15 protein-coding genes, 1 tRNA gene and 1 pseudogene are annotated in these 20,018 nt (G+C 74.4%); 12 read left to right on the forward strand and 5 right to left on the reverse strand.

Going from position 1 to position 20,018, the window contains the following annotated elements; translation table 11 throughout:
* Nucleotides 1-455 precede the first annotated feature (455 nt).
* On the forward strand, nt 456-1,487 hold the full coding sequence (locus HUT16_RS38100; RefSeq protein WP_254897763.1) for an HAD family hydrolase: 1,032 nt from the start codon (nt 456-458) through the stop codon (nt 1,485-1,487).
* Nucleotides 1,488-1,697: 210 nt separating this feature from the next.
* Here the strand turns inward: HUT16_RS38100 and HUT16_RS11640 are convergent, their stop codons facing one another.
* Nucleotides 1,698-1,916 (reverse strand): hypothetical protein, encoded by a 219-nt coding sequence (locus tag HUT16_RS11640; protein ID WP_176187983.1) that lies wholly within the window; start codon nt 1,914-1,916, stop codon nt 1,698-1,700.
* 2,232 nt (nt 1,917-4,148) lie between these two features.
* Here HUT16_RS11640 and HUT16_RS11645 point away from each other — a divergent pair.
* The 4 genes and pseudogenes from HUT16_RS11645 to HUT16_RS11660 all read left to right on the forward strand — a co-directional run.
* A pseudogene (locus HUT16_RS11645) lies at nt 4,149-5,141 on the forward strand (helix-turn-helix domain-containing protein); the annotation flags it as partial.
* Between the two features lie 684 nt (nt 5,142-5,825).
* Nucleotides 5,826-6,428 carry an oligoribonuclease gene (gene orn, locus HUT16_RS11650; RefSeq protein ID WP_176187985.1) on the forward strand — a complete coding sequence of 201 codons (603 nt, stop codon included), beginning with the start codon at nt 5,826-5,828 and terminating at the stop codon, nt 6,426-6,428.
* A gap of 114 nt (nt 6,429-6,542) precedes the next feature.
* Nucleotides 6,543-6,618 (forward strand) — tRNA-His (locus HUT16_RS11655).
* Between the two features lie 496 nt (nt 6,619-7,114).
* Nucleotides 7,115-7,561: a DUF4442 domain-containing protein gene (locus HUT16_RS11660; protein ID WP_030462090.1), complete on the forward strand. Its 447-nt coding sequence runs from the start codon at nt 7,115-7,117 to the stop codon at nt 7,559-7,561.
* A 439-nt stretch (nt 7,562-8,000) separates the two neighbouring features.
* On the opposite strand, the gene HUT16_RS11665 is transcribed toward HUT16_RS11660, so the two are convergent.
* The gene (locus HUT16_RS11665; RefSeq protein ID WP_176187987.1) at nt 8,001-9,065 is read right to left on the reverse strand and encodes a LacI family DNA-binding transcriptional regulator; all 1,065 of its coding nucleotides are present in this window, start codon (nt 9,063-9,065) and stop codon (nt 8,001-8,003) included.
* Nucleotides 9,066-9,516: 451 nt separating this feature from the next.
* Between HUT16_RS11665 and HUT16_RS11670 the strand changes: the two genes are divergently transcribed.
* From HUT16_RS11670 to HUT16_RS11695, 6 genes are all read left to right on the forward strand, one after another.
* On the forward strand, nt 9,517-10,836 hold the full coding sequence (locus tag HUT16_RS11670; RefSeq protein ID WP_176187989.1) for an ABC transporter substrate-binding protein: 1,320 nt from the start codon (nt 9,517-9,519) through the stop codon (nt 10,834-10,836).
* 109 nt (nt 10,837-10,945) lie between these two features.
* Nucleotides 10,946-11,902 carry a carbohydrate ABC transporter permease gene (locus HUT16_RS11675; RefSeq protein ID WP_176187991.1) on the forward strand — a complete coding sequence of 319 codons (957 nt, stop codon included), beginning with the start codon at nt 10,946-10,948 and terminating at the stop codon, nt 11,900-11,902.
* Nucleotide 11,903: 1 nt separating this feature from the next.
* Entirely contained in the window at nt 11,904-12,818 is a 915-nt protein-coding gene (locus tag HUT16_RS11680) for a carbohydrate ABC transporter permease (protein WP_176187993.1), read from the forward strand.
* A gap of 81 nt (nt 12,819-12,899) precedes the next feature.
* A complete protein-coding gene (locus HUT16_RS11685; protein ID WP_176187995.1) occupies nt 12,900-14,348 on the forward strand; it encodes a glycoside hydrolase family 1 protein in 1,449 nt (482 codons plus the stop codon).
* A 166-nt stretch (nt 14,349-14,514) separates the two neighbouring features.
* Nucleotides 14,515-15,237, forward strand: a complete 723-nt coding sequence (locus HUT16_RS11690) for a hypothetical protein (protein WP_176187997.1) — start codon at nt 14,515-14,517, stop codon at nt 15,235-15,237.
* Nucleotides 15,238-15,328: 91 nt separating this feature from the next.
* A complete protein-coding gene (locus tag HUT16_RS11695) occupies nt 15,329-15,895 on the forward strand; it encodes a Uma2 family endonuclease (RefSeq protein WP_176187999.1) in 567 nt (188 codons plus the stop codon).
* A gap of 15 nt (nt 15,896-15,910) precedes the next feature.
* On the opposite strand, the gene HUT16_RS11700 is transcribed toward HUT16_RS11695, so the two are convergent.
* Both HUT16_RS11700 and HUT16_RS11705 read right to left on the reverse strand, forming a co-directional pair.
* Nucleotides 15,911-16,789, reverse strand: a complete 879-nt coding sequence (locus HUT16_RS11700) for a spermidine synthase (protein ID WP_176188001.1) — start codon at nt 16,787-16,789, stop codon at nt 15,911-15,913.
* A gap of 192 nt (nt 16,790-16,981) precedes the next feature.
* Nucleotides 16,982-17,398: a hypothetical protein gene (locus HUT16_RS11705; protein WP_254897764.1), complete on the reverse strand. Its 417-nt coding sequence runs from the start codon at nt 17,396-17,398 to the stop codon at nt 16,982-16,984.
* 335 nt (nt 17,399-17,733) lie between these two features.
* Here HUT16_RS11705 and HUT16_RS11710 point away from each other — a divergent pair, with 335 nt between their 5' ends.
* On the forward strand, nt 17,734-19,116 hold the full coding sequence (locus HUT16_RS11710; protein ID WP_176188003.1) for a tetratricopeptide repeat protein: 1,383 nt from the start codon (nt 17,734-17,736) through the stop codon (nt 19,114-19,116).
* A gap of 116 nt (nt 19,117-19,232) precedes the next feature.
* Here the strand turns inward: HUT16_RS11710 and HUT16_RS11715 are convergent, their stop codons facing one another.
* Nucleotides 19,233-19,883 carry a histidine phosphatase family protein gene (locus HUT16_RS11715; protein ID WP_176188005.1) on the reverse strand — a complete coding sequence of 217 codons (651 nt, stop codon included), beginning with the start codon at nt 19,881-19,883 and terminating at the stop codon, nt 19,233-19,235.
* Between the last annotated feature and the right edge of the window lie 135 nt (nt 19,884-20,018).

Here is a 20,018-nt window from a genome sequence, read left to right on the forward strand (position 1 = left end):
CCCGCCCAGCGGCGGCGCCCTCGGGCGATCGGGTTTCCCGCGTGTGGGGGAAACACACGCCGAGACGTACGCCCCCCGCGCACGACAGGTTCCCAGGAGCTTGACCGACGACACGCGATGTGCGCAACAGTGCGCCGACACAACGTGACCGGACTGTCATCGCCCCTGTCCGTAGGCGGCGCACGGCAGTTGCCCGACCGCCACCACCCGACCACCAACGCCCGTCCGGCACCGGGCCCGGACCGGGTCGGGGCCGCTCGCACACCACCCGTGCACCGTCCCCGCAGCGCGTCCCACCGGGCGGTCGGGCCGGAATCCCGGCCGGGGCCGGTCCCTTTTCGGATCATGGTCCAGGTTGCGTGCGTACCAACCGGATTCGGCCAATTCGCGGAAATTCCCCCCGCCTTTGGCAATTGCCAGGTGCATACGAGGCGGCCGCTGGCAGCATGCTCGGCATGCCGCTGCTCCTGCTCGACCTCGACAACACCCTGCTGCCCAGGGACGCCGCGTTCCGGGCGTGGGCGGAGGACTTCCTCGCCGAGAACGACCTGCCCGCCGGGGACCTCGACTGGCTGGTCATGCTCGACGGCAGCGGCTACGTGCCGCGCAGCACGGTACTGGGTGCGGCGAAGCGCCGCTACGGCTTCGACCGCTCGGTCGAGTCGATGCTCGCCCACTACCGGCATGGCATCAACTCGCGTATCCAGTGCCCGGATTCGCATGTCGCAGCGCTCCGGAAGGCACGCGAGGCGGGGTGGACGCTGGGGATCGTCAGCAACGGCGGGACGCTCCCCCAACTGGAGAAGATCCGGCTGACCGGGGTCGCCTCGCTGGTGGACGGCTGGGTCATCTCGGAGGAGGCGCACTGCCTGAAGCCGGACCCGCTGATCTTCGAGATCGCCGCGCGGCGGTGCGGGTTCCGGCCGGCCGGGGACTGGAAGGCCCAGACCTGGATGGTCGGCGACTACGGTCCGGCCGACATCGCGGGGGCGGCGGCGACGGGGCTGCGCAGCGCCTGGCTGCACCACGGGCGGCCGTGGGCCGAGCGGGCCTACCGTCCGACGATCAGCGCGCCGAGCCTGCCGGAGGCCGTGCAGGTGATCCTCACCGCGGCCGAACGCCCCACCGCCGGACGGGGGTTCGCCGCCGCTGCGGCCGGTCGCCCCCAGCGTCCGCACGCGCACCTGGCCATCCCGGCCTCCCGGTTGGCCCCGGCGACCGCCCGGGTCTCCCCGAACGCGCCCAACGCACCGGCCATGCCGAAGGCCCCGATCACCCCGATCACCCCGATCACTCCTGGTACCCCGCTCGCCCAGCCCGCCGTCCAGCCGCTCGCCCCGGCGGCCTCGCTGACCACGCCCCTGACGAAGGCCGTCCCGCTCACCCCGCTGGAGCCCGCCCCGGTAGCGGTCGCCACCGCCCAGGCCCGCTGGGGCGACGCCTCGACCGTGTCGACCGCGCCGACCACCTCGGCGGCTGCGGGCTGACCCACCGCCCCACCTCGCGTCCTGCCGCGCCGCACTGCACTACACCGCACCGCACTGCACCGCACTGCACCGCGCCGAAAGAACGGGCCGTCGGATTCCGCGCCCATGGAGAGGAAGTCGCTGAACGGTGGGATCCGGCGCCACGCCGCAGATGTACAGGAGGTCGAGGCGGGCCTGCGGTCTCGCCGCCCGGCGGGGCGGAACGGTCTTCTACCCGGCGCGGCGCGCGGAGACCTCGCACCGGCCGCAGTGGGCTTCGAACTCGTTTCCGGCGGCGTGGAGTTGCCGGAGGAGCTCGGCGATGCGCGGGTCGTCGGGGCGGACGATGTGGGCGCGGACGAGGCCGCCATGCTGCTCGGCCGGGAAGCGGGCCCGGGTCTCGGGGGCGGTGAACCAGCGCGAGGCGAAGCAGCGGGCAGCGGGCGGCACTGCGGAGACGTCGCCGAGGTCGGAGATCAGCAGGTGTCCGGGGTGGACGTGGCCCCAAAGGCTGCGGTGGCGCGGAGGTCGGTGGGCAGCCGGGTAACAGAGGTGCTCGCGTTCATCCTCGGTCGGCCACAGGGTGCGGGCCAGGGGCGCGCGTAGGAGTCGACGGAGAGTCCGGCCGGGTGGGCAACCTCCTCGCGGCGCAACCCGGGGGTGCGGCGGCGGCTGCCAGGGCCGGGCCGAGGTCGGCGGGGGTCGGGGCGAGGCGGGCGCGGGCGCGGGCGCGGGTGCGGAGAACGGCAAGTGCCGGATGGCCGAAGCGGCTCGGCGTCGCTCAGGGATCGGACGGTCCCTGGCCCAGGAGGTCTCTGCCCGCCCCTGCCGCTCCCAGGGTGGCCTCCGGGGCCGGAACGATCGGCCCGACGGCCGGGCCCGACAGCGAGTTCGGCAGGGTGGCCGCGGTTCGACGGACGCGAGCGGGCCACCCGGCGGCGGCGAGAGGCGTGGTGTGGCGTGCCGGCAGGGTGGGCCGGACCGGGGCGGTGCTGGTGTGGGACGCGGAGCGGGGGTGGGACGCGGAGCGGGGGTGGGGGCGGCGGTAGGCGACCTGGGCGAGGAGGCGAACCCGGGCCCGGCGTTGGGGGCGGTGAACCGGGATGCGGCGGTCGCGCCGGAACGGGAGGCGGCCGGGGGTGTCACGGTCCGTCCGGGTGAGCACGAGCCTGGTGCAGGGCCGAGGGCCGGGCCGTCCCGCCGTGGAGGAGGACGCGCCGACGGCGCACCCGGCGCGGGGGTGCGCGCGGCATCCGAGGCGTAGGTGGGGACGGCCCTGCGCGAGTCGGCTGACCGCTCATGGTGGCGCGGCCGGCACCGGTCTACGGCGAGGGCGACCCGCACGCACCTGGAGCAACCGCCGAGCTGGGCAGCGCGTTGGCCGCCCGCCGAACAGCGCCTACCTGCCACGTGGTGCACCACGCGGACGGGACCCAGGCCCCGGGCGTCTTCGGGCGAGCCGTCAACGTCGCGGACGGCACCCCGCCGACCGCGGGGAACCCGCCCCGGCTCAACCGCCTGGTGCACCCGTCGGGTTCGGCCGTCGCGGCCTTCGACCCATGGGAGGGCCTGATGTCGACCGCGGCGGCCCGGCGGGAACCGGGCTGGCGCCCCTGTACCTGCCTGCCTGGGTGGCGTCCGACGCGGGTGCGCTCCGATCCGGACCCGTACGCCCACCCACACCCCCACCCCCGGCCACCACCCCCGACTACCACCCCGTCCGAGGTTCCAGGGCCCAGGTTCCCGGCCCGGTACGGCGGTCGTGGGCGAGCGATCGGATTCGGACGAATGTGCGGGCGGCCGGATCGGTGGGGCGGGCTGGCCGGGGCGCGGGCGGACCGGCGGGGCAGTCGGGGGCGGTGGGGCGGCTGGTGCTGGTGTGGTGGAAGTGGAACAGCGAGTTCGAAGTGACGGATTGTGAGGTGAGAGGCGTTCAGGAGTGGCCGGTTCGGGTTGAGCCGGGGGGCTGACGGGGCGTGGGGATCATGGCTCAGGTGTGCGCTGTGGCGCGTGGAAGGCGGTTTCACGCCCCCGATTCGAACCGTATGTTTTCGGCCAACTTGCACCGCTGCCCTGCCGTTCGGGCAAATCCGCAGCACAAAGCGGACGGTGGGTGCACCGTCGACGGGCGAATCACCGGCAGGTCGTGCGACAACCGGCCACGCTTCTTCGCGCCCCCTTCACAGCGGGGTCGACGGGTGCCACGCTTCGTGATCGAATGCTTCACGCCAAATTGCCATGTCGACATAGCGTCGGATGGTGAACTTGTCACAACGGCAACGGTCCACCAAGTAGATTCGATCTTGGCTCGCAGAGCGGCAGCCGAGACCACCACACCACCGAGGGGGCTGGAGCGCCTTGAGCAGGGTGAGCAGGAGCGACGCGGGTCCTGAAAGCGGCCGCCAGCCGTCGTCCTATCCCGGTGGCACGGCGAGACTCGGCAAATTCGGTGGCGCCGCGTCCGGTTCACCGGGCGGCGGCCCGAACAGCGGTCCGATCGGCGGCCCGGGCGGCGGTCAGCTCCAGGGCGGGCCCGGCGCGGTGACGGGCGGTCAGTACCCGTCGGCCCAGGCCCCGTCGACGACGGTCTCCGGCCACGGCAGCCTCACCACGGGCACGGGCGCGCACGGGGGCGCGGGCGCGGCGACGGACGTGCTCTCCGCCGCCACCGGCCCGGGCGCGATGTCCTCCCCGCGCAAGCTGGCGGGGCGGCGGCGGCGCGAGACGGTGGCGGTGCTGCTGTTCAGCGGGGCCCCGATCTTCGAGAGCTCGATCCCGCTGTCGGTGTTCGGCGTGGACCGGCAGGACGCCGGGGTCCCCCGCTACCGGCTGCTGGTGTGCGCGGGCGAGGAGGGCCCGCTGACCACCACCGGCGGGCTGACGCTGACCGCCCCGTACGGGTTGGAGGCGCTGTCCCGGGCGGGCACCATCGTGGTGCCGGCCTGGCGCTCGATCTCGCAGCCGCCGCCGGTCGAGGCGATCGCCGCGCTGCGCAAGGCCCACCACGAGGGCGCCCGGATCATCGGCCTGTGCACCGGCGCCTTCGTCCTGGCCGCCGCCGGGCTGCTGGACGGCCGTCCGGCGACCACCCACTGGATGTACGCGCCGACGCTGGCCAAGCGCTACCCGCGGGTGCACGTCGACCCGCGCGAGCTGTTCGTGGACGACGGCGACGTGCTCACCTCCGCGGGCACCGCGGCCGGGATCGACCTGTGCCTGCACGTGGTCCGCAGCGACCACGGCGCCGAGGCCGCCAACGCGCTGGCCCGCCGGCTGGTGGTGCCGAACCGCCGCAGCGGCGGAGGCCAGGCCCAGTACATCGATCAGTCTTTACCGGAAGAGATCGGCAACGACCCGCTGGCCGAGGTGGTCACCTGGGCGCTGGAGAACCTCAACCAGCAGTTCGACGTGGAGGTGCTGGCGGCCCGCGCCTACATGTCGCGGCGCACCTTCGACCGCCGGTTCCGCACGCTGACCGGCAGCGCGCCGCTGCAGTGGCTGATCACCCAGCGGGTGCTGCAGGCGCAGCGGTTGCTGGAGACCTCGGACCTGTCGGTGGACGACGTCGCCCGCCGCTGCGGCTTCCGCTCGCCGGTGGCGCTGCGCGGGCACTTCCGGCGGCAGCTGGGGGTCTCCCCGGCCGCCTACCGGACCACCTTCCGGGCCAGGCGTCCGGCGGTGGGCGGTCCGGTGGCGCAGTCGCCGAACGGCGTCCCGGTCGAACGCGGCGCGGGCCAGCTCGGGCACCCGCAGGTGCCGTCCCACGGGGCGGTGAGCCACGGGGCGGCCGCCCACGGGCCGGTGAGCCACGGTCAGCAGGTGCCGGGCGGTGCCGGGGCGCTCGGCGGGGCGAACGGGCCCGGCGGGGTCGCGGCGGGGCGGCAGCGTCCGCGTCCGCTGGTGCCGCCGCAGGCCGGTCCGCCGCCGGGCGCCTTCGGTCGGCCCGGGCCGGAGCGTCCGGGCGATCCCGGTACGCGGGCCGGGCCGCCGGTCCGGCCGCGCCGGGCGGTCAGCACGGCCAGCCGGGGCAGCACGGGGCCCGTACCCGGGTGGGGCGCCACCCGGGGCCCACCAGGGCCGCCGCCCGCGCGCACGCGCAGCCCTCGCCGGGGCAGCCGGTGCGGCCGAGCGCGGCGTACCCGGGCGGGCGCGGGTCGGGTCCGGCCGAGCGTCCGGACCGTCCGGTGGAGCACGCCATCGCGGAGGACGCGGACGGCAAGCAGCCGAGCGCCCGAGACCGGCGGGGGGCGCACCGCCCCGAGGCCGAGCCGGAGCGCGGAGCGCGCGGCACGGCGGAGTTCGGCCCGGACGGCGCGCGTGCGGTGTCGGGGGCGCGCGATCGCGCCGTAGGGTGAGTGCGTGAATGACCGTCTGGTATGGATCGACTGTGAGATGACCGGCCTCGACCTCGATCGGGACGCCCTGATCGAGGTCGCCGCCCTGGTGACCGACTCCGAGCTGAACGTGCTCGGCGAAGGCGTGGATGTGATCATCCGGCCGCCCGCCGAGGCGCTGGAGACCATGCCCGAGGTGGTGCGGCAGATGCACACCGCCTCGGGCCTGCTCGACGAGCTTGCGGACGGCCTGACCATGGCCGAGGCGCAGGAGCGGGTGCTGGCGTACGTCCGCGAGCACGTGCCGGAGGCCGGCAAGACCCCGCTGTGCGGGAACTCGGTGGCCACCGACCGCGGTTTCCTGTCCCGGGACATGCCCGAGCTGGAGGGGCACCTGCACTACCGGATCGTGGACGTCTCCTCGATCAAGGAGCTGGCCCGCCGGTGGTACCCGCGCGCCTACTACAACAGCCCGCGGAAGGGCGGCAGCCACCGCGCGCTGGCCGACATCCGCGAGTCGATCGCCGAGCTCCGGTACTACCGCGAGGCGGTGTTCGTCCCGCCGCCCGGCCCGGACACCGACACCGCCCGGGAGATCGCCGCCCGCCACCAGGTGCCCACCACCTGACCAGCGGTCCGGTCCGGGCGGTCGGGGAAACCCTGGCGCGAGCACCCCTCGGCATCCTGTAGAGTTCTTCCTGTCGGAGCGAGAACGCGGAAGCGGGAAAGCACCTGACAGATGGTGGGTGTAGCTCAGTTGGTAGAGCACCTGGTTGTGGTCCAGGTGGCCGCGGGTTCGAGTCCCGTCACTCACCCCAGCGCACGAAGGCCCCGGTCGAGAAATCGACCGGGGCCTTCGGCGTTCCCCGGAACGCCCGCCGTGCCCGCGAGTTGGGACGCCCGCGCCCGGGCCGGACCGGTCGTCCCCGCACCTTCCCGGACCGCTTTTCCGCACCGCACGCCGTGAACTCCCGCGCACCGGCCGCACGACGGCGTCCACCAGCGGCGTCGCCCCGGGCCCGGCATGGAGGAAAAGCCCCCGGGCCGGCTTCCGCACCCCACCCGGCAGCCGTTTCCGCCGCCGTTCACGGACCACCGCCCTGGACGGACCGGAAACGCCGCCGGAAGCCCGAGGGAAGCGCGACCGGAAGCGCGACCGGAAAGCAGCGCGGAAGAACGCGGCCGGGAAACCCGGCGGACCACAGCGGACCACGACGGACCACGACGGACACCGGCGGGCAGCGGCGGGCGACAGCGGGGGGCAGTGGGCGGCAGCCCATGGACGACCAAGCTACCCACTAGTAACATCGCGGCATGACCACTACTGCGATCGGCGAGCTGCTCACCTCCACCGTCCCGATGGTGAAGACGCTGCAGCTGGAGTACCTGGAGACCACCCCGGAGCGGGCCGTGCTGCGGCTGCCCGACCTGCCGGAGTACCGCAACCACGTCGGCGGGCCGCACGCGGGGGCGATGTTCACGCTGGCCGAGTCCGCCAGCGGGGCGATCGTGCTGGCGGCGTTCGGCGACCAGCTGGGGCGCGCGGTGCCGCTGCCGACGGTCGGCGAGATCTCGTTCAAGAAGCTCGCCCGCGGCGTGGTGACCGCCACCGCGACGCTCGGCCGGCCGGTCGCCGAGGTGATCGCCGAGCTGGACGAGGGCAAGCGTCCCGAGTTCCCGATCACCGTGGAGATCACCCGCGAGGACGGCGCCGTCACCGGCGTGCTGGAGATCGTCTGGACGCTGCGCCCCAACTCCTGACCCGGCCCGGCGAGCAGCGGCCACGACGAGCGGCGGCCACGACGAGCGGCGGCCACGACGAGCGGCGGGCCCGGGCGTCCACCCCGGAGGCCCGCCGAGGGGACCGGCCGACGGTTCCGATCGACGGGCCCGGCCCGGCCGCGGAAACCCACCGTGAGGCCCCGGGCGCGACCGGGCCCGGGGGTGAACCCGCCAGCCGGGCCGGACGGGTCCCCGACCGCACCCCGGGAACACCTCGACCCGCCACCCGCCCACCACCCGCCCACCATCCGGCACCGCCACCCCGCCACCCCGCCACCCCGCCGCCCAGCCGCCCAGCCGCCCAGCCGCCCAGCCGCCCAACAGAACCGCCGACCCAGCCGAACCCCAGCCCAGCCGAACCGCCGGCCCACCGAACCGCAGGCCCAACCGAACGCCGAACCGCCCCGCTCCCCCGCCGTCAGGCGGAGTCGCGGACGATCAGCTCGGTCGCCAGTACCACCTGCCGCCGGGCCCGGCCCCGCTCGTGGATCTCGTCGAGCAGCAGCCGAGCCATGGTGCGGCCCATCTCCTCGATCGGCTGGCGGACGCTGGTCATCGGCGGGTCGGTGTGCCGGGCCACGATCGAGTCGTCGAAACCGATCACCGCGACGTCGTCGGGAATCCGCCGCCCGGCGGCCCGCAGCACCTGCATCGCGCCGGCCGCCATCACGTCGGAGGCGCAGAACACGCCGTCCAACTCGGGCCTGCGGGCGAGGAGTTCGCGCATCGCGACCCGCCCGCCCTCCTCGGTGAAGTCGGCCAGTCCGACCAGCGCCTCGTCGTAGGCGTGGCCGGCCTCCTCCAGGGCTCGGCGGTAGCCGCCGAGTCGGGCCTGGGCGACCTCCATGTCGAGCGGGCCGGTGAGGGTGGCGACCCGGGTGCAGCCGCGCCGGAGCAGGTGGCGCACCGCCATCCGGGCGCCGCCGGCGTTGTCGGCGTGGACGTAGCTGAGCGGTTCGAGGTCGCCGCGCCGGCCGGCCAGCACGGAGGGGATCTCCAGGCTCTCCAGCAGTCCGGGCAGCGGGTCGTCGCGGTGCACCGAGACGACCAGGACGCCGTCGACCCGCTGGGCGGTCAGGTAGGCCGAGAGGCGGTCGCGCTCGCGCTGGTTGCGGACCAGGATCAGCAGCAGCTGCATGTCGGTCTCGGCGAGCTCGGCCGAGACGCCGCTGATGATGTCGGAGAAGTACGGCTCGGAGAAGAGCCTGGTCTCGGCCTCGGGAACGACCAGCGCGATCGAGTCGGTGCGCGAGGTGACCAGGGTGCGGGCGGCCCGGTTGGGCACGTAGCCGAGTTCGGCGATGGCGGCCTGGACGGCTTCGCGGGCCTTGGCGCTGACCCGCGGGGAGCCGTTGATGACCCGGGAGACGGTGCCGCGGCCGACGCCTGCCAGCGCGGCCACCTCCTCCAGGGTGGGGCGCGCGGTGGCTCTGCCGCCGGCGCCCGGATGGAGCGCGTCGGGGCGCTGTGCGGTCGGGCTCATCGCTACACCTCTCGGTCTCTGGAACGGATGGGACGGACGGATGGGACGGACGGGTCGGGGCGGGCGGGACGAGCCGCCGGGCCGCCCCGGACCCGTACGGACTGTTCATTGTGGCCGGTCCCGCGGCGTTTCCGACCATCCGGGCGGCCCGGGAGCGGTCGGAGCGGAGCCCGAGGGCGTCAACGGCGGTGGCAACGAAGCCGGAAACGCTCCGGCAACGTTTATGTCACCACGTCTTGACACTCACCCCCGCGACACAGCAACCTTCCGGCATGCCAGCTGTGGGAGCGCTCCCACACTGTAGCCAAGATTCAGCGCACCAAGAACACCCAACGAAGCTCTCGTTTCCAGCCCGGCACGACCCACGGAAGACCACCGGCAGGCCCCCGAAAGACCACCGGAGCCCCGGACCGGCACCGGACCAACCACCCGGACAAAGGAGTTCGTCCCCATGCGCACCACCTCCCGCCCCCGCAGAGCCGCTGTCGCCGCCACCGCGGTCCTCGCCGCCTCCACCCTGCTGCTCACGGCCTGCTCGTCGAGCTCGGACAAGGGCGGCGACAAGGCGGACCCGAACGCGAAGATCACCCTGAACGTCGGTGACTTCGGCACCTTCGGCTACGTGGAGGCCGGCCTGTACGACGAGTACATGGCCGCGCACCCGAACATCACCATCAAGTACGACACCGTCCAGGACGGCCAGAAGTACTGGGACGCGCTGACCACCCACCTGAGCTCCGGCAGCGGTCTGGCCGACATCCAGGCGGTCGAGGTCGGCTACATCGCGCAGGCCACCAACACCCTGGGCGACAAGTTCGTGGACCTCGGCAAGACCGAGGGCGTCAACCCGAGCAACTGGCTGGACTGGAAGTCGAAGCAGGCCACCACCCCGTCCGGCTCGCTGATCGGCCTGGGCACCGACATCGGCCCGATGGCGATCTGCTACCGCAGCGACCTGTTCCAGCAGGCCGGCCTGCCGACCGACCGCGAGGAGGTCGGCAAGCTGTGGGCGGGCGACTGGTCGAAGTTCGTCGAGGCGGGCAAGCAGTACCAGGCCAAGGCCCCGGCCGGCACCTTCTTCACCGACTCCGCCTCCGGCCTGTTCAACGCCGTGCTGTCGGCCCAGCCCGAGCAGTACTCGGACGCCTCCGGCAAGCTCGCCTACAAGACCAGCCCCGGCGTGAAGACCGCCTGGGACCTCGCGGTCTCCGCCTCGCAGGCGAAGATCAGCGCCGGTCTGCGCCAGTTCCAGGACCCGTGGAACGCCGCGTTCGCCAACGCCAAGTTCGCCACCGTGGTCTGCCCGTCCTGGATGACCGGCATCATCAGCAAGTACTCCGGCGACTCCGGCAAGGGCAAGTGGGACGTCGCGGCCCCGCCGGTCGCCTCCAACTGGGGCGGCGCCTTCCTGACCGTCCCGAAGGCCGGCAAGCACACCAAGGAGGCCGCGGCCCTCGTCGCCTGGCTGACCGCGCCGGAGCAGCAGGCCAAGGTCTTCACCAAGGTCGGCAACCTGCCCTCCACCGTGGGCGGCCTGCAGCAGCCCGCCGTCCAGGGCGCCAAGCAGGAGTACTTCAACAACGCGCCGACCGGCCAGATCTTCGCCGCCGCCGCGCAGTCCATCAAGCCGGCGCCGATCGGCGAGCAGGACGGCAACGTGAAGACGATCATCACCGACAACGGCATCCTCGACATCGAGGAGCACGGCACGGACCCGGCCAAGGCCTGGTCCAACGTCACCAAGCTGATCGACGACAAGACCAGCAACTGATCCGGGCCGGCAACGCGCCGGTAGCCGATCCCTACTGCCCGGCCGGGTCCGCCCACCCGGCCGGGCGCCGTTCCGCCGCCCCTCGCCACCCCCGGGAAGGAAACCCCAAGTGGCCACCCACGTCCGCGCCGAGGCCCCGCCCGCGCGCCCCGCCTGGCGCTCCCGCCTGTACCGGTTCGACCTGAAGGCCTCCCCGTACGCCTTCATCGCCCCGTTCTTCCTCTGCTTCGCCGCCTTCGGCCTCTTCCCGCTGATCTGGACGGGCTGGCTGTCGCTGCACTACGTCGACCTGCTCAAGCCGGACGTGATGGAGTGGCGGGGCTTCGGCAACTACACCCGCCTGTGGTCCAACGACCAGTTCTGGAACGCGCTGCGCAACACCTTCACCATCGGTGTGATCTCGACCGTCCCGCAGCTGCTGACGGCCCTCGGCCTCGCCCACCTGCTCAACTACCGGATGCGCGGCCGGGGCTTCTTCCGGGTCGCGATCCTCGCCCCGTACGCCACCTCGATCGCCGCCGCGACCCTGGTGTTCGTCCAGCTGTTCAACCCGGACTACGGGTTCATCAACTGGATGCTGGGCGCGGTCGGGATCCACCCGAACTGGTACTCCGACACCTGGCCCTCGCAGATCGCCATCTCCACCATCGTGACCTGGCGCTGGACCGGCTACAACGCGCTGATCTACCTGGCCGCGATGCAGGCGGTGCCGAAGGACCTGTACGAGGCGGCCAGCCTGGACGGGGCCAACCGCTGGCAGCAGTTCACCCGGATCACCGTCCCGTCGATCCGCCCGACCATCCTGTTCACCATCATCGTCTCCACCATCGGCGCCACCCAGCTGTTCGGCGAGCCGATGCTGTTCGGAGGCGGCGTCGGCGTGTCCGGCGGCTCCGCGCACCAGTTCCAGACGCTCAGCCTCTACCTGTACGAGCTGGGCTGGCCGTCCCGCCAGCTGGGCCGCGCCTCGGCGGTGGCCTGGACGATGCTGCTGCTCCTGCTGCTGATCGGCCTGGCGCAGTTCCTGATCACCCGTTACCGCAAGCGCAACGAGCTGGGAGCCTGACATGGCCGCCACCCTGTCCACTCCCTCCGCCCGCGGGGCGAAGCACGCCGAGCAGGACCGCCCGCGCGGGTTGTTCCGCCGCCGGGCGGGCGACCACGACAAGGCCGGGCCGGTGGCCTACGTGCTGCTGGCGATCGCCGCCGTGGTCTCGCTGTTCCCGCTGTACTGGACCTTCGTCGCCGCCTCCAACACCGGTGAGCGGGTGGCCCAGTCGCCGCCGCCGATGGTGCCCGGCGGCGAGCTGTGGACCAACATCACCACCGCCTGGGACCAGGCGGACATGGGCAAGGCGCTGCTGAACTCCACCATCGTGGCGGGCTGCGTGTCGCTGTCCACGGTGCTGTTCTCCACGCTGGCCGGCTTCGCCTTCGCCAAGCTGCGCTTCCGCGGCCGCAACGCGCTGCTGACCCTGGTGGTCGCCACCATGACCATCCCGCCGCAGCTCAGCGTCATCCCGCTGTACCGGATCGTCACCAAGCTGGAGTGGGGCAACCAACTGCAGTCGGTGATCCTGCCCTCGCTGGTGGCGGCGTTCGGCGTGTTCTTCATGCGCCAGTTCCTCTCCGAGGCGCTGCCGTTCGAGCTGATCGAGGCGGCCCGGGTGGACGGCGCGAACAGCCTGCGGATCATCTGGCACGTGGTGTTCCCGATCGCCCGGCCCGCGATGGCGGTGCTCGGCATGCTGGTCTTCGTGCAGTCCTGGAACGACTTCTTCTGGCCGTTCGTGGTGCTCACCCAGCAGAACCCGACCGTGCAGGTCGCGCTCTCCGCGATCGGCGGCGGCTCCGGCCACGACATCAACCAGGCCGTGATCATGACCGGCGCGCTCGTCGGCACCCTGCCGCTGCTGTTGATCTTCGCCGTTCTGGGGAAGCACATCGTCGGCGGCATCACCTCCGGCGCCGTCAAGAGCTGATCCGCCGCGAACCGGCCCGCCGGCCGGCCCCGGCACACCGCCCCGTCCACCCCCGAGCCATGGGAGCGCTCCCGTATGACCATGACCGATCCGACCACAGCCGCCCACGCATCGGTGGCGGCCCCCCGGGTGGCCTTCCCGCCCGGCTTCGCCTGGGGCGCGGCCACCGCCGCCTACCAGATCGAGGGCGCGGCCGCCGAGGACGGACGCACCCCGTCCATCTGGGACGTCTTCGCCAAGACCCCCGGCAAGGTGCTGAACGGCGACACCGGCGACGTGGCGGTGGACCACTACCACCGCTTCCGCGAGGACGTCCGGCTGATGGCCGACCTGGGCCTCACCTCGTACCGGTTCTCGCTGTCCTGGCCGCGCATCCAGCCCACCGGCCGCGGCCCGGCCGTCGAGCGCGGCCTGGACTTCTACCGCGCCCTGGTCGACACCCTGCTGGAGCACGGCATCTCCCCGGTCGCCACGCTCTACCACTGGGACCTCCCGCAGGACCTGGAGGAGGCCGGCGGCTGGCCGGTCCGGGAGACCGCGTACCGCTTCGCCGAGTACGCGGCGCTGGCCGGCGCGGCGCTCGGCGACCGCGTCCCGGTGTGGACCACCCTGAACGAGCCCTGGTGCAGCGCCTTCCTCGGCTACGGCTCCGGCGTGCACGCCCCCGGCCGCACCAACCCGGCGGACGCGCTCAAGGCCGCCCACCACCTCAACCTCGGCCACGGCCTGGCCGTCGGCGCGCTGCGCGAGGTGCTGCCCGCCTCGGCGAAGATCGCGGTCTCGCTCAACCTGCACCTGGTCCGCCCGCTCACCGACACCGACGGGGACCGCGAGGCGGCCCGCCGGATCGAGGCGGTCGGCAACCGGGTCTGGACCGGCCCGATGTTCAAGGGCGGCTACGACGCGGACCTGAAGGCGGACACCGCCCACCTCGTCGACTGGGACGAGCTGGTGCGCCCGGGCGACGAGGCGGAGATCGGCCGGCCGATCGACCTGCTCGGCCTCAACTACTACAACCCGACCGTCGTCTCGGCGCCGGGCGGCGAGGTCGAGACCGCCGAGGCGGCCCGCAACGACGGCCACGGCGACAGCGAGTTCAGCTGCTGGCCGGGCTCCGAGGACGTGGTCTTCCACCTCGCCAACGAGGACGTCACCGCGATGGGCTGGCCGATCGACGCCTCCGGCCTGTCCGACTCGCTGGTCGGCATGCACCGCGACTTCGGCCTGCCGCTGCTGGTCACCGAGAACGGCGCCGCCTTCGAGGACGTGGTCGGCCCGGACGGCGGGGTCGACGACCCCGAGCGGGTCCGCTACGTCGACCTGCACCTGCGGGCGGTGGCCGACGCCGTCGCGGCGGGCGCCGACGTCCGGGGCTACTACCTCTGGTCGTTCCTGGACAACTTCGAGTGGGCGTACGGCTACAGCAAGCGCTTCGGCATCGTCCACGTCGACTACGACACCCAGCAGCGCACGCCCAAGACCAGCGCCCGCTGGTACGCGGAGGTGATCCGCCGCGGGGGGCTCGCCTGAACTCCCGCACCCCCGCACAGTGTGACGGAGTGTGAGCGACGGGCGTGACCGCGGGGAGTCCCGCTCGTTCTCCCCTGGTGTGCGAACCAACCACGCGAAGCGACCGCGACGTTCGGACACCTCCCGGCGCCGGTGGGGGCGGCCCGGCACGCTGGCGGCGAGCGGAGTGCTCGCCGCCCAGGTGCTGGGCCTCGGACTCGGCGCGGCCGACGCCCGCGCCGCCGACGCCGGGCACCCCCCGCGGCACCCCGGCCGCACCCTCGGCACCCCCGTCCGCACCGGCGCGGACGACGGCGGACCGCTCGACGGCACGGTCGAGGGCACGATCCGCACCGTCGACGGCCTCGACCCGGCCGACGCCGTGGACGCCCGGCCGGTGCAGGGCCTCGGCGACGCCCTCGGCCAGCAGCTCGGCGGCGAACTCCCGCTGCCCGGCCACCACGCCGACCGCCCCGACGCGTTCTCGCTCGCCGCGGGCCTGCTCTCCGCCGTCCCCCCGCAGCCCCGCGCCGCGGACGACGCCCCGGGCCTCCCGCTCCGGCCCCGAGAACGGCCGCGAGCGGCACCGCGCCCGCGCCCGCACCCGCCGTCCCGGCCCAGCGCACCCCGCCGACGCCGCCCCGCCGGCGCCACCACCACCCCCGCCCCGGCCGGTACGGCCGCCGCGACCGCCACCGCCGCCCGCACCCCGGCCCGGCGCCCCGCCCCGGCGCTCGACACCCCGCCGCCCCCCGCCCCCCGGCCCGGCCCCGACCGCCTCGCCCTCACCGCCGCCCCCGCCCACCCGGCCGCCGGAAGCGCCGTCGCCGTCCTGCTCCCGATCGCGGCCGGCCTGCTGCTCACCGCCGCCGCCATGTACAAGCACCGCGGCCTCCCGGGCGGCCACTGAGCCGACCCCGGCAACCGGTATCGCAGACCGACACCTGTGGGGACAATGGAGGTGTTCCACTCCACGGCGTCGGAGGAAGGTAGGAAGGATCATGAGTGTTGCTGTCTCCGATCACCTCGGACCGTGGACGGTCGACGACGTCCTGGCACTGCCCGAGGACACCCGCCACCGGATCGAACTGCTCGGGGGGGCCCTGCTGATGAGCCCCAACCCCGGAGTCCCGCACCAGCGGGCCAGCCTTCGTCTGGCCGTGCTCCTCGGCACCGCGATCGTCGCCACCGGCGCCCCGTTCGAGGTACTGGAGGCCGTCAACGTGCTCGTCCCGGACGGTCTGCTGATCCCCGACCTGGTGATCGCCGACGCCGCCGCGGCCGCCGAGGCGGGCTCCACCCTGCACGCGGACGACGTCGTGGTCGCCGTCGAGATCGCGTCGCCCTCCACCGAGGTGATCGACCGCCGCACCAAGCCCGGCCTGTACGCCGCCGCCGGCATCCCGCACTACTGGCGCCTGGAGCTCGCCCCGGCACCGCGCCTGCACCTCGGTCGGCTGACCGCCGACGGCGGCGGCTACCTCGACCGCACCGTCGGCCCCGGGGAGTCCACCGCCCTCACCGACCCGTTCCCGTTCGACCTCGATCCGGCGGCGCTGCGGCGCTGACCGCCGGGCCCCGGATCAGCCGAAGGTCTTGGGGGGCGGGGCCGGGGAGGGGACCGCGGCGGTGTCGGTGACGGGGGCCGCTCCGGCGGTGAAGTCGGCGAGGTCGCGGCCGTGCAGCAGCCGGGCCTGGGCGGGGTCGGTGGCCAGGCGGCGGGTGAGGTCGGCGAGCGGGAGGGGGGTGCGGGCGGCCAGCAGGACGAGGTTGCCGAAGCGCTTGCCGCGCAGCACGGCGGGGTCGGCGACCAGGCAGACCTCGGGGAAGACCGCGAGCAGGGTGGCGGTCTGGGCGCGGGCGAAGGCGAGCGCGCCGCCGTCGGTGGTGTTGGCGGCGTAGTGGCCCGCGCCGGTGAGGACGCGGGCGGCGTGCCGGGCGAACTCGGTGGTGGCGCAGTGCGCGGGGACGCGGGCCCCGGCGAAGACGTCGGTGACGACCAGGTCGGCGGAGTCGTCGGGGGTGCGTTCCAGGACGGCGCGGGCGTCGCCGCCGCGGACCTTGATCTGCCAGCCGCGGTCGAGCGGCAGTTCGGCCCGGACCAGGGCGGTGAGCTCGGTGTCGATCTCGGCGACCTGCTGGCGGGAGCGCGGCCGGGTGGCGGCGGTGTAGCGGGCCAGGGTGAGCGCGCCGCCGCCGAGGTGCAGCGCGGTGAGCGGCTGCCGGGCGGGGGCGGCGAGGTCGATCAGGTGGCCGATCCGGCGCTGGTAGGCGAAGCCGAGGTGGGTGGGGTCGGCCAGGTCGACCAGGGACTGCGGGGCGCCGTCGAGCAGCAGCTGCCAGGCGTGCGGCCGGTCCCGGTCGGGGCGCAGCTCGGCGGTGCCGGAGGCGACGGCGGCGGTGAGCGGGCCTTCGGCGTGCGCGCGGCCGGGGACGGTGGGGGTGGTGCGTGGGCGGCCCATGGCGTCCATTATCGCCGGGCGGCGTTCGAGCGGGCACGGGCGGCGGGCGCGAACGCGGGCGGTGGCGACGGTGGGTGACGGGTGCTGCCCGCTGCGGGGTCGGGCGGTCCACCCACCGAGACGACGCTTGCATGCCAACTCTCGGGTGCGGCAAGTTCTCTGACGAATCGTCAGCCGACGTACGGGGCGCGCTCAGAGCGGGCCGAGACCGCCCGCCGCGAGCGTGGTGGCGGCTTCGCAGAGCGCGGAGCGCAGCACCCAGGCGTCGGTGGGGCGGGGGTGCGGCTGGGGGCCGGAGGGCGGGATGATCCAGCGCGGGTCGGTGGGCGGGAGCAGTTCGGCTCCCGGGGTACAGGCGGAGCCGAGCAGGTGCCAGCGCAGCGCGGTTCCGGCCGGGACCAGGAAGGCGACGGCGGTGCCGGCGGCGGTCTGCTGCACGGCCCCGCAGGCCCGCCGCAGCCGGAGGATGTCGACCGCCTCCAGCCCGTGCCGGACCTGCACGGTGACGGTGTCGTACTGGACCACGCGGCTGGCCGAGGAGCCCGCGGGGGCGGGCGGCGGCGCGGCGGGGACGGCCGGACGCCGGTACTGGGGAACTCCGGTGGCCATGGGGGACCTCCTGTCGCCTCGGGACGCGCGGAAACCGGATGGCACTCCGTCACCCGGTCGTGCGACGGGGGGCCGGTGCGGGAGGGGGCCCGTACCGCCGGTGTCCATGTATCAGGACAACGCGGAACCGGTCGCGCAGGCCACGGCCTCCGATACAGCAAGCCATGGCATTTCATGGCACAAGGCGGCAACTCCGTCCGGATTGTCCGCAATTGACCCGACGGGTCCCGGCAACCCGACGTGTTCGCACGGTGACTGCCGGTACTGTTCTGGCGACGCGGCGGCCCTCCCCCCGGAGCCGGCGCGACCACCCCGGCACGACCTCGGAGTGCAGCATGGCAGCCACCCGAACCGGCGGGCCCCGCCCGTCGCCCGTCCCCAACCAGGCGATGCGCGAGCTGCGCGGCGGCCTCTCGCCGGGGGAGTTCGCCACCCTGGTCCGCCGGGCCGCCCGGGAGATCGGCGAGCACGTGTCCTGCGACGCGCGCTACGTCGGACGGGTCGAGTCCGGCGAGATCCGCTGCCCCAACTACGCGTACGAGCGGGTGTTCCGGCACATGTGGCCGGAGCGCTCGCTGGCGGAGCTCGGGTTCGCGCCCCGCACGGCGGTCCGCCGCCGCGCGCCGACGACCACCGAACCGCCCGTCCCGGCAGATCCGCCGGACGCGCCGCACCGGTCTGACGAGGAGAACGACGAGGTGCTTCGCCGCACGTTCCTGAACGGCGGTCCGACCGCCCTGGCGACCGTGCTGGGCCTGGACCAGGCCCCGCCGACCGCCGCGGTGCCGCCCGCGGCACCGCCGCTGCCCGAGCGCCGCCGGGTCGGCGCCGCCGAGGTGCAGGGGGTCGAGCAGGCGGTCCGCGACATCCGGCTGCTGGACGACGCGCACGGCGCGGACGCCCTGTTCGAGCTGGCCGGGCAGTCGCTGCGCAGCGCCTACGTGCTGCTCAACGACGGCGACTACAGCGCCGCGACCGAGCGCCGCCTGCAGTCCGGGGCCGGCGAACTCGCCATCTCGGTGGGCTGGCTGGCGCACGACTCGAACCGGCTCACCGACGCCAGGTCGTTCTACTCGGAGGCGCTGGCCACCGCCCGGATGGCCCGCGACCCGCACCTGGAGGCGCACGTGTTCAGCAACAGCGCCTTCCTGGCCCGGGACGCGGGCCGCCCCCGGGAGGCGCTGCGGGCCGCCCAGGCGGGGCAGGCCGCGGCCGAGGGGCTGGGCTCGGACCGGCTGATGTCGCTGCTGGTGCTGCGCGAGGCCGGCGGCTGGGCGCTGCTGGGCGACCGCTCGGCCTGCGAGCGCTCGCTGTCCCGGGCGTACGCGCTGTTCGAGCGGGGCGAGCGGCCGGACGCCGACCCGGAGTGGATGTCCTTCTTCGGCGAGGCGGAGCTGGCCGGGCAGGAGGCGCAGTGCTGGTCGGCGCTGGGCGACTGGGACCGGGCCAGCGCCCGGGCCGAGCGGGCGATAGGGCTCCAGGAGCCGCACTTCGTGCGCAACCGGATGCTGTACACCGCCGAGTTGGCGCACGACCGGCTGGGCCGGGGCGACCTGGCGGGCGCGGGCGCGCACGGCTCGGCGGCGGTGGCCCTGCTCGGCCAGGTCCGCTCCGCGCGGATCCGCGGCATGCTGGCGCACACCGCGGACCGGCTGCGCGGGCACGCCGCCGTGCCGGAGGTCCGGGAGTTCCTGGACGGCCACGACGCGGCGGCCTGACGACCCGGCACCCGCCGACCGCCCGACAACCCGCCACCCGCCGACGGCCCGACAACCCGACGGCCCGCCATCCGACGAAGGCCCGACGGCCCGGCGGCCCGCGCCCCGAGCGGGCGTCAGTGCCCCAGCCGCTCCAGGTGGCTGTGGTCGTTCCAGATCTCGACCGCGGGCAGCCCGTACTCCCAGGACAGCACGCACAGCGCGGCGGTGCCGAGCTTGAGCCGCTGGGCGTACTCGGCGGGCAGGCCGAGCCAGCGGGCGGTGAGGATCCGCAGCAGGTGGCCGTGGGCGAACAGGACGACGTCCCGGTCGGCGCAGTGCATGGTGGTGGTGTCGGGGTCCGGCGTCCCGTGCTCCGCGTTGATCCCGGCGAGGAAGCCGTCGACCCGGGCGGAGACCTGGGCCAGCGTCTCGCCGCCGGGCACGCCGTCGCGCCAGATCAGCCAGCCGGGCTGGTCCTTCTCCCGGATCTCGCCGCCGGTGCGGCCCTCGTACTGCCCGTAGTCCCACTCGAGGAGTTCGGGACGCTCGACGGCGCGCTCGCCGAAGCCGGCGAGTTCGGCGGTCTCCCGGGCGCGGGAGAGCGGGCTGGTGTAGACGGTGGCGTCCGGCAGGCCGTTCCACGGGGCGCGGGCGAGGCGTTCGCCGAGGGCGCGGGCCATCGCGCGGCCCTCCTCGGTGAGCGGGACGTCGGTGCGGCCGGTGTGCCGACCGGTGGCCGACCAGGAGGTCTCGCCGTGGCGGACCAGCACGATGCGGGCGGGCATGGGGTACCTCGTTCGAAGGGGTGCGGTTCGGCGGCCCCGCCGTCGAGGGCCACCGCCCCATGATCCCCCACCCGACCGGCCGGACCGACGACCGGGCTCCGCTTTGTCGGCTCCGGATGCGAGACTGGGCCGCAC

The sequence above is a fragment of the Kitasatospora sp. NA04385 genome, from assembly GCF_013364235.1.
In the GTDB taxonomy this organism is placed as follows: Bacteria; Actinomycetota; Actinomycetes; order Streptomycetales; family Streptomycetaceae; genus Kitasatospora.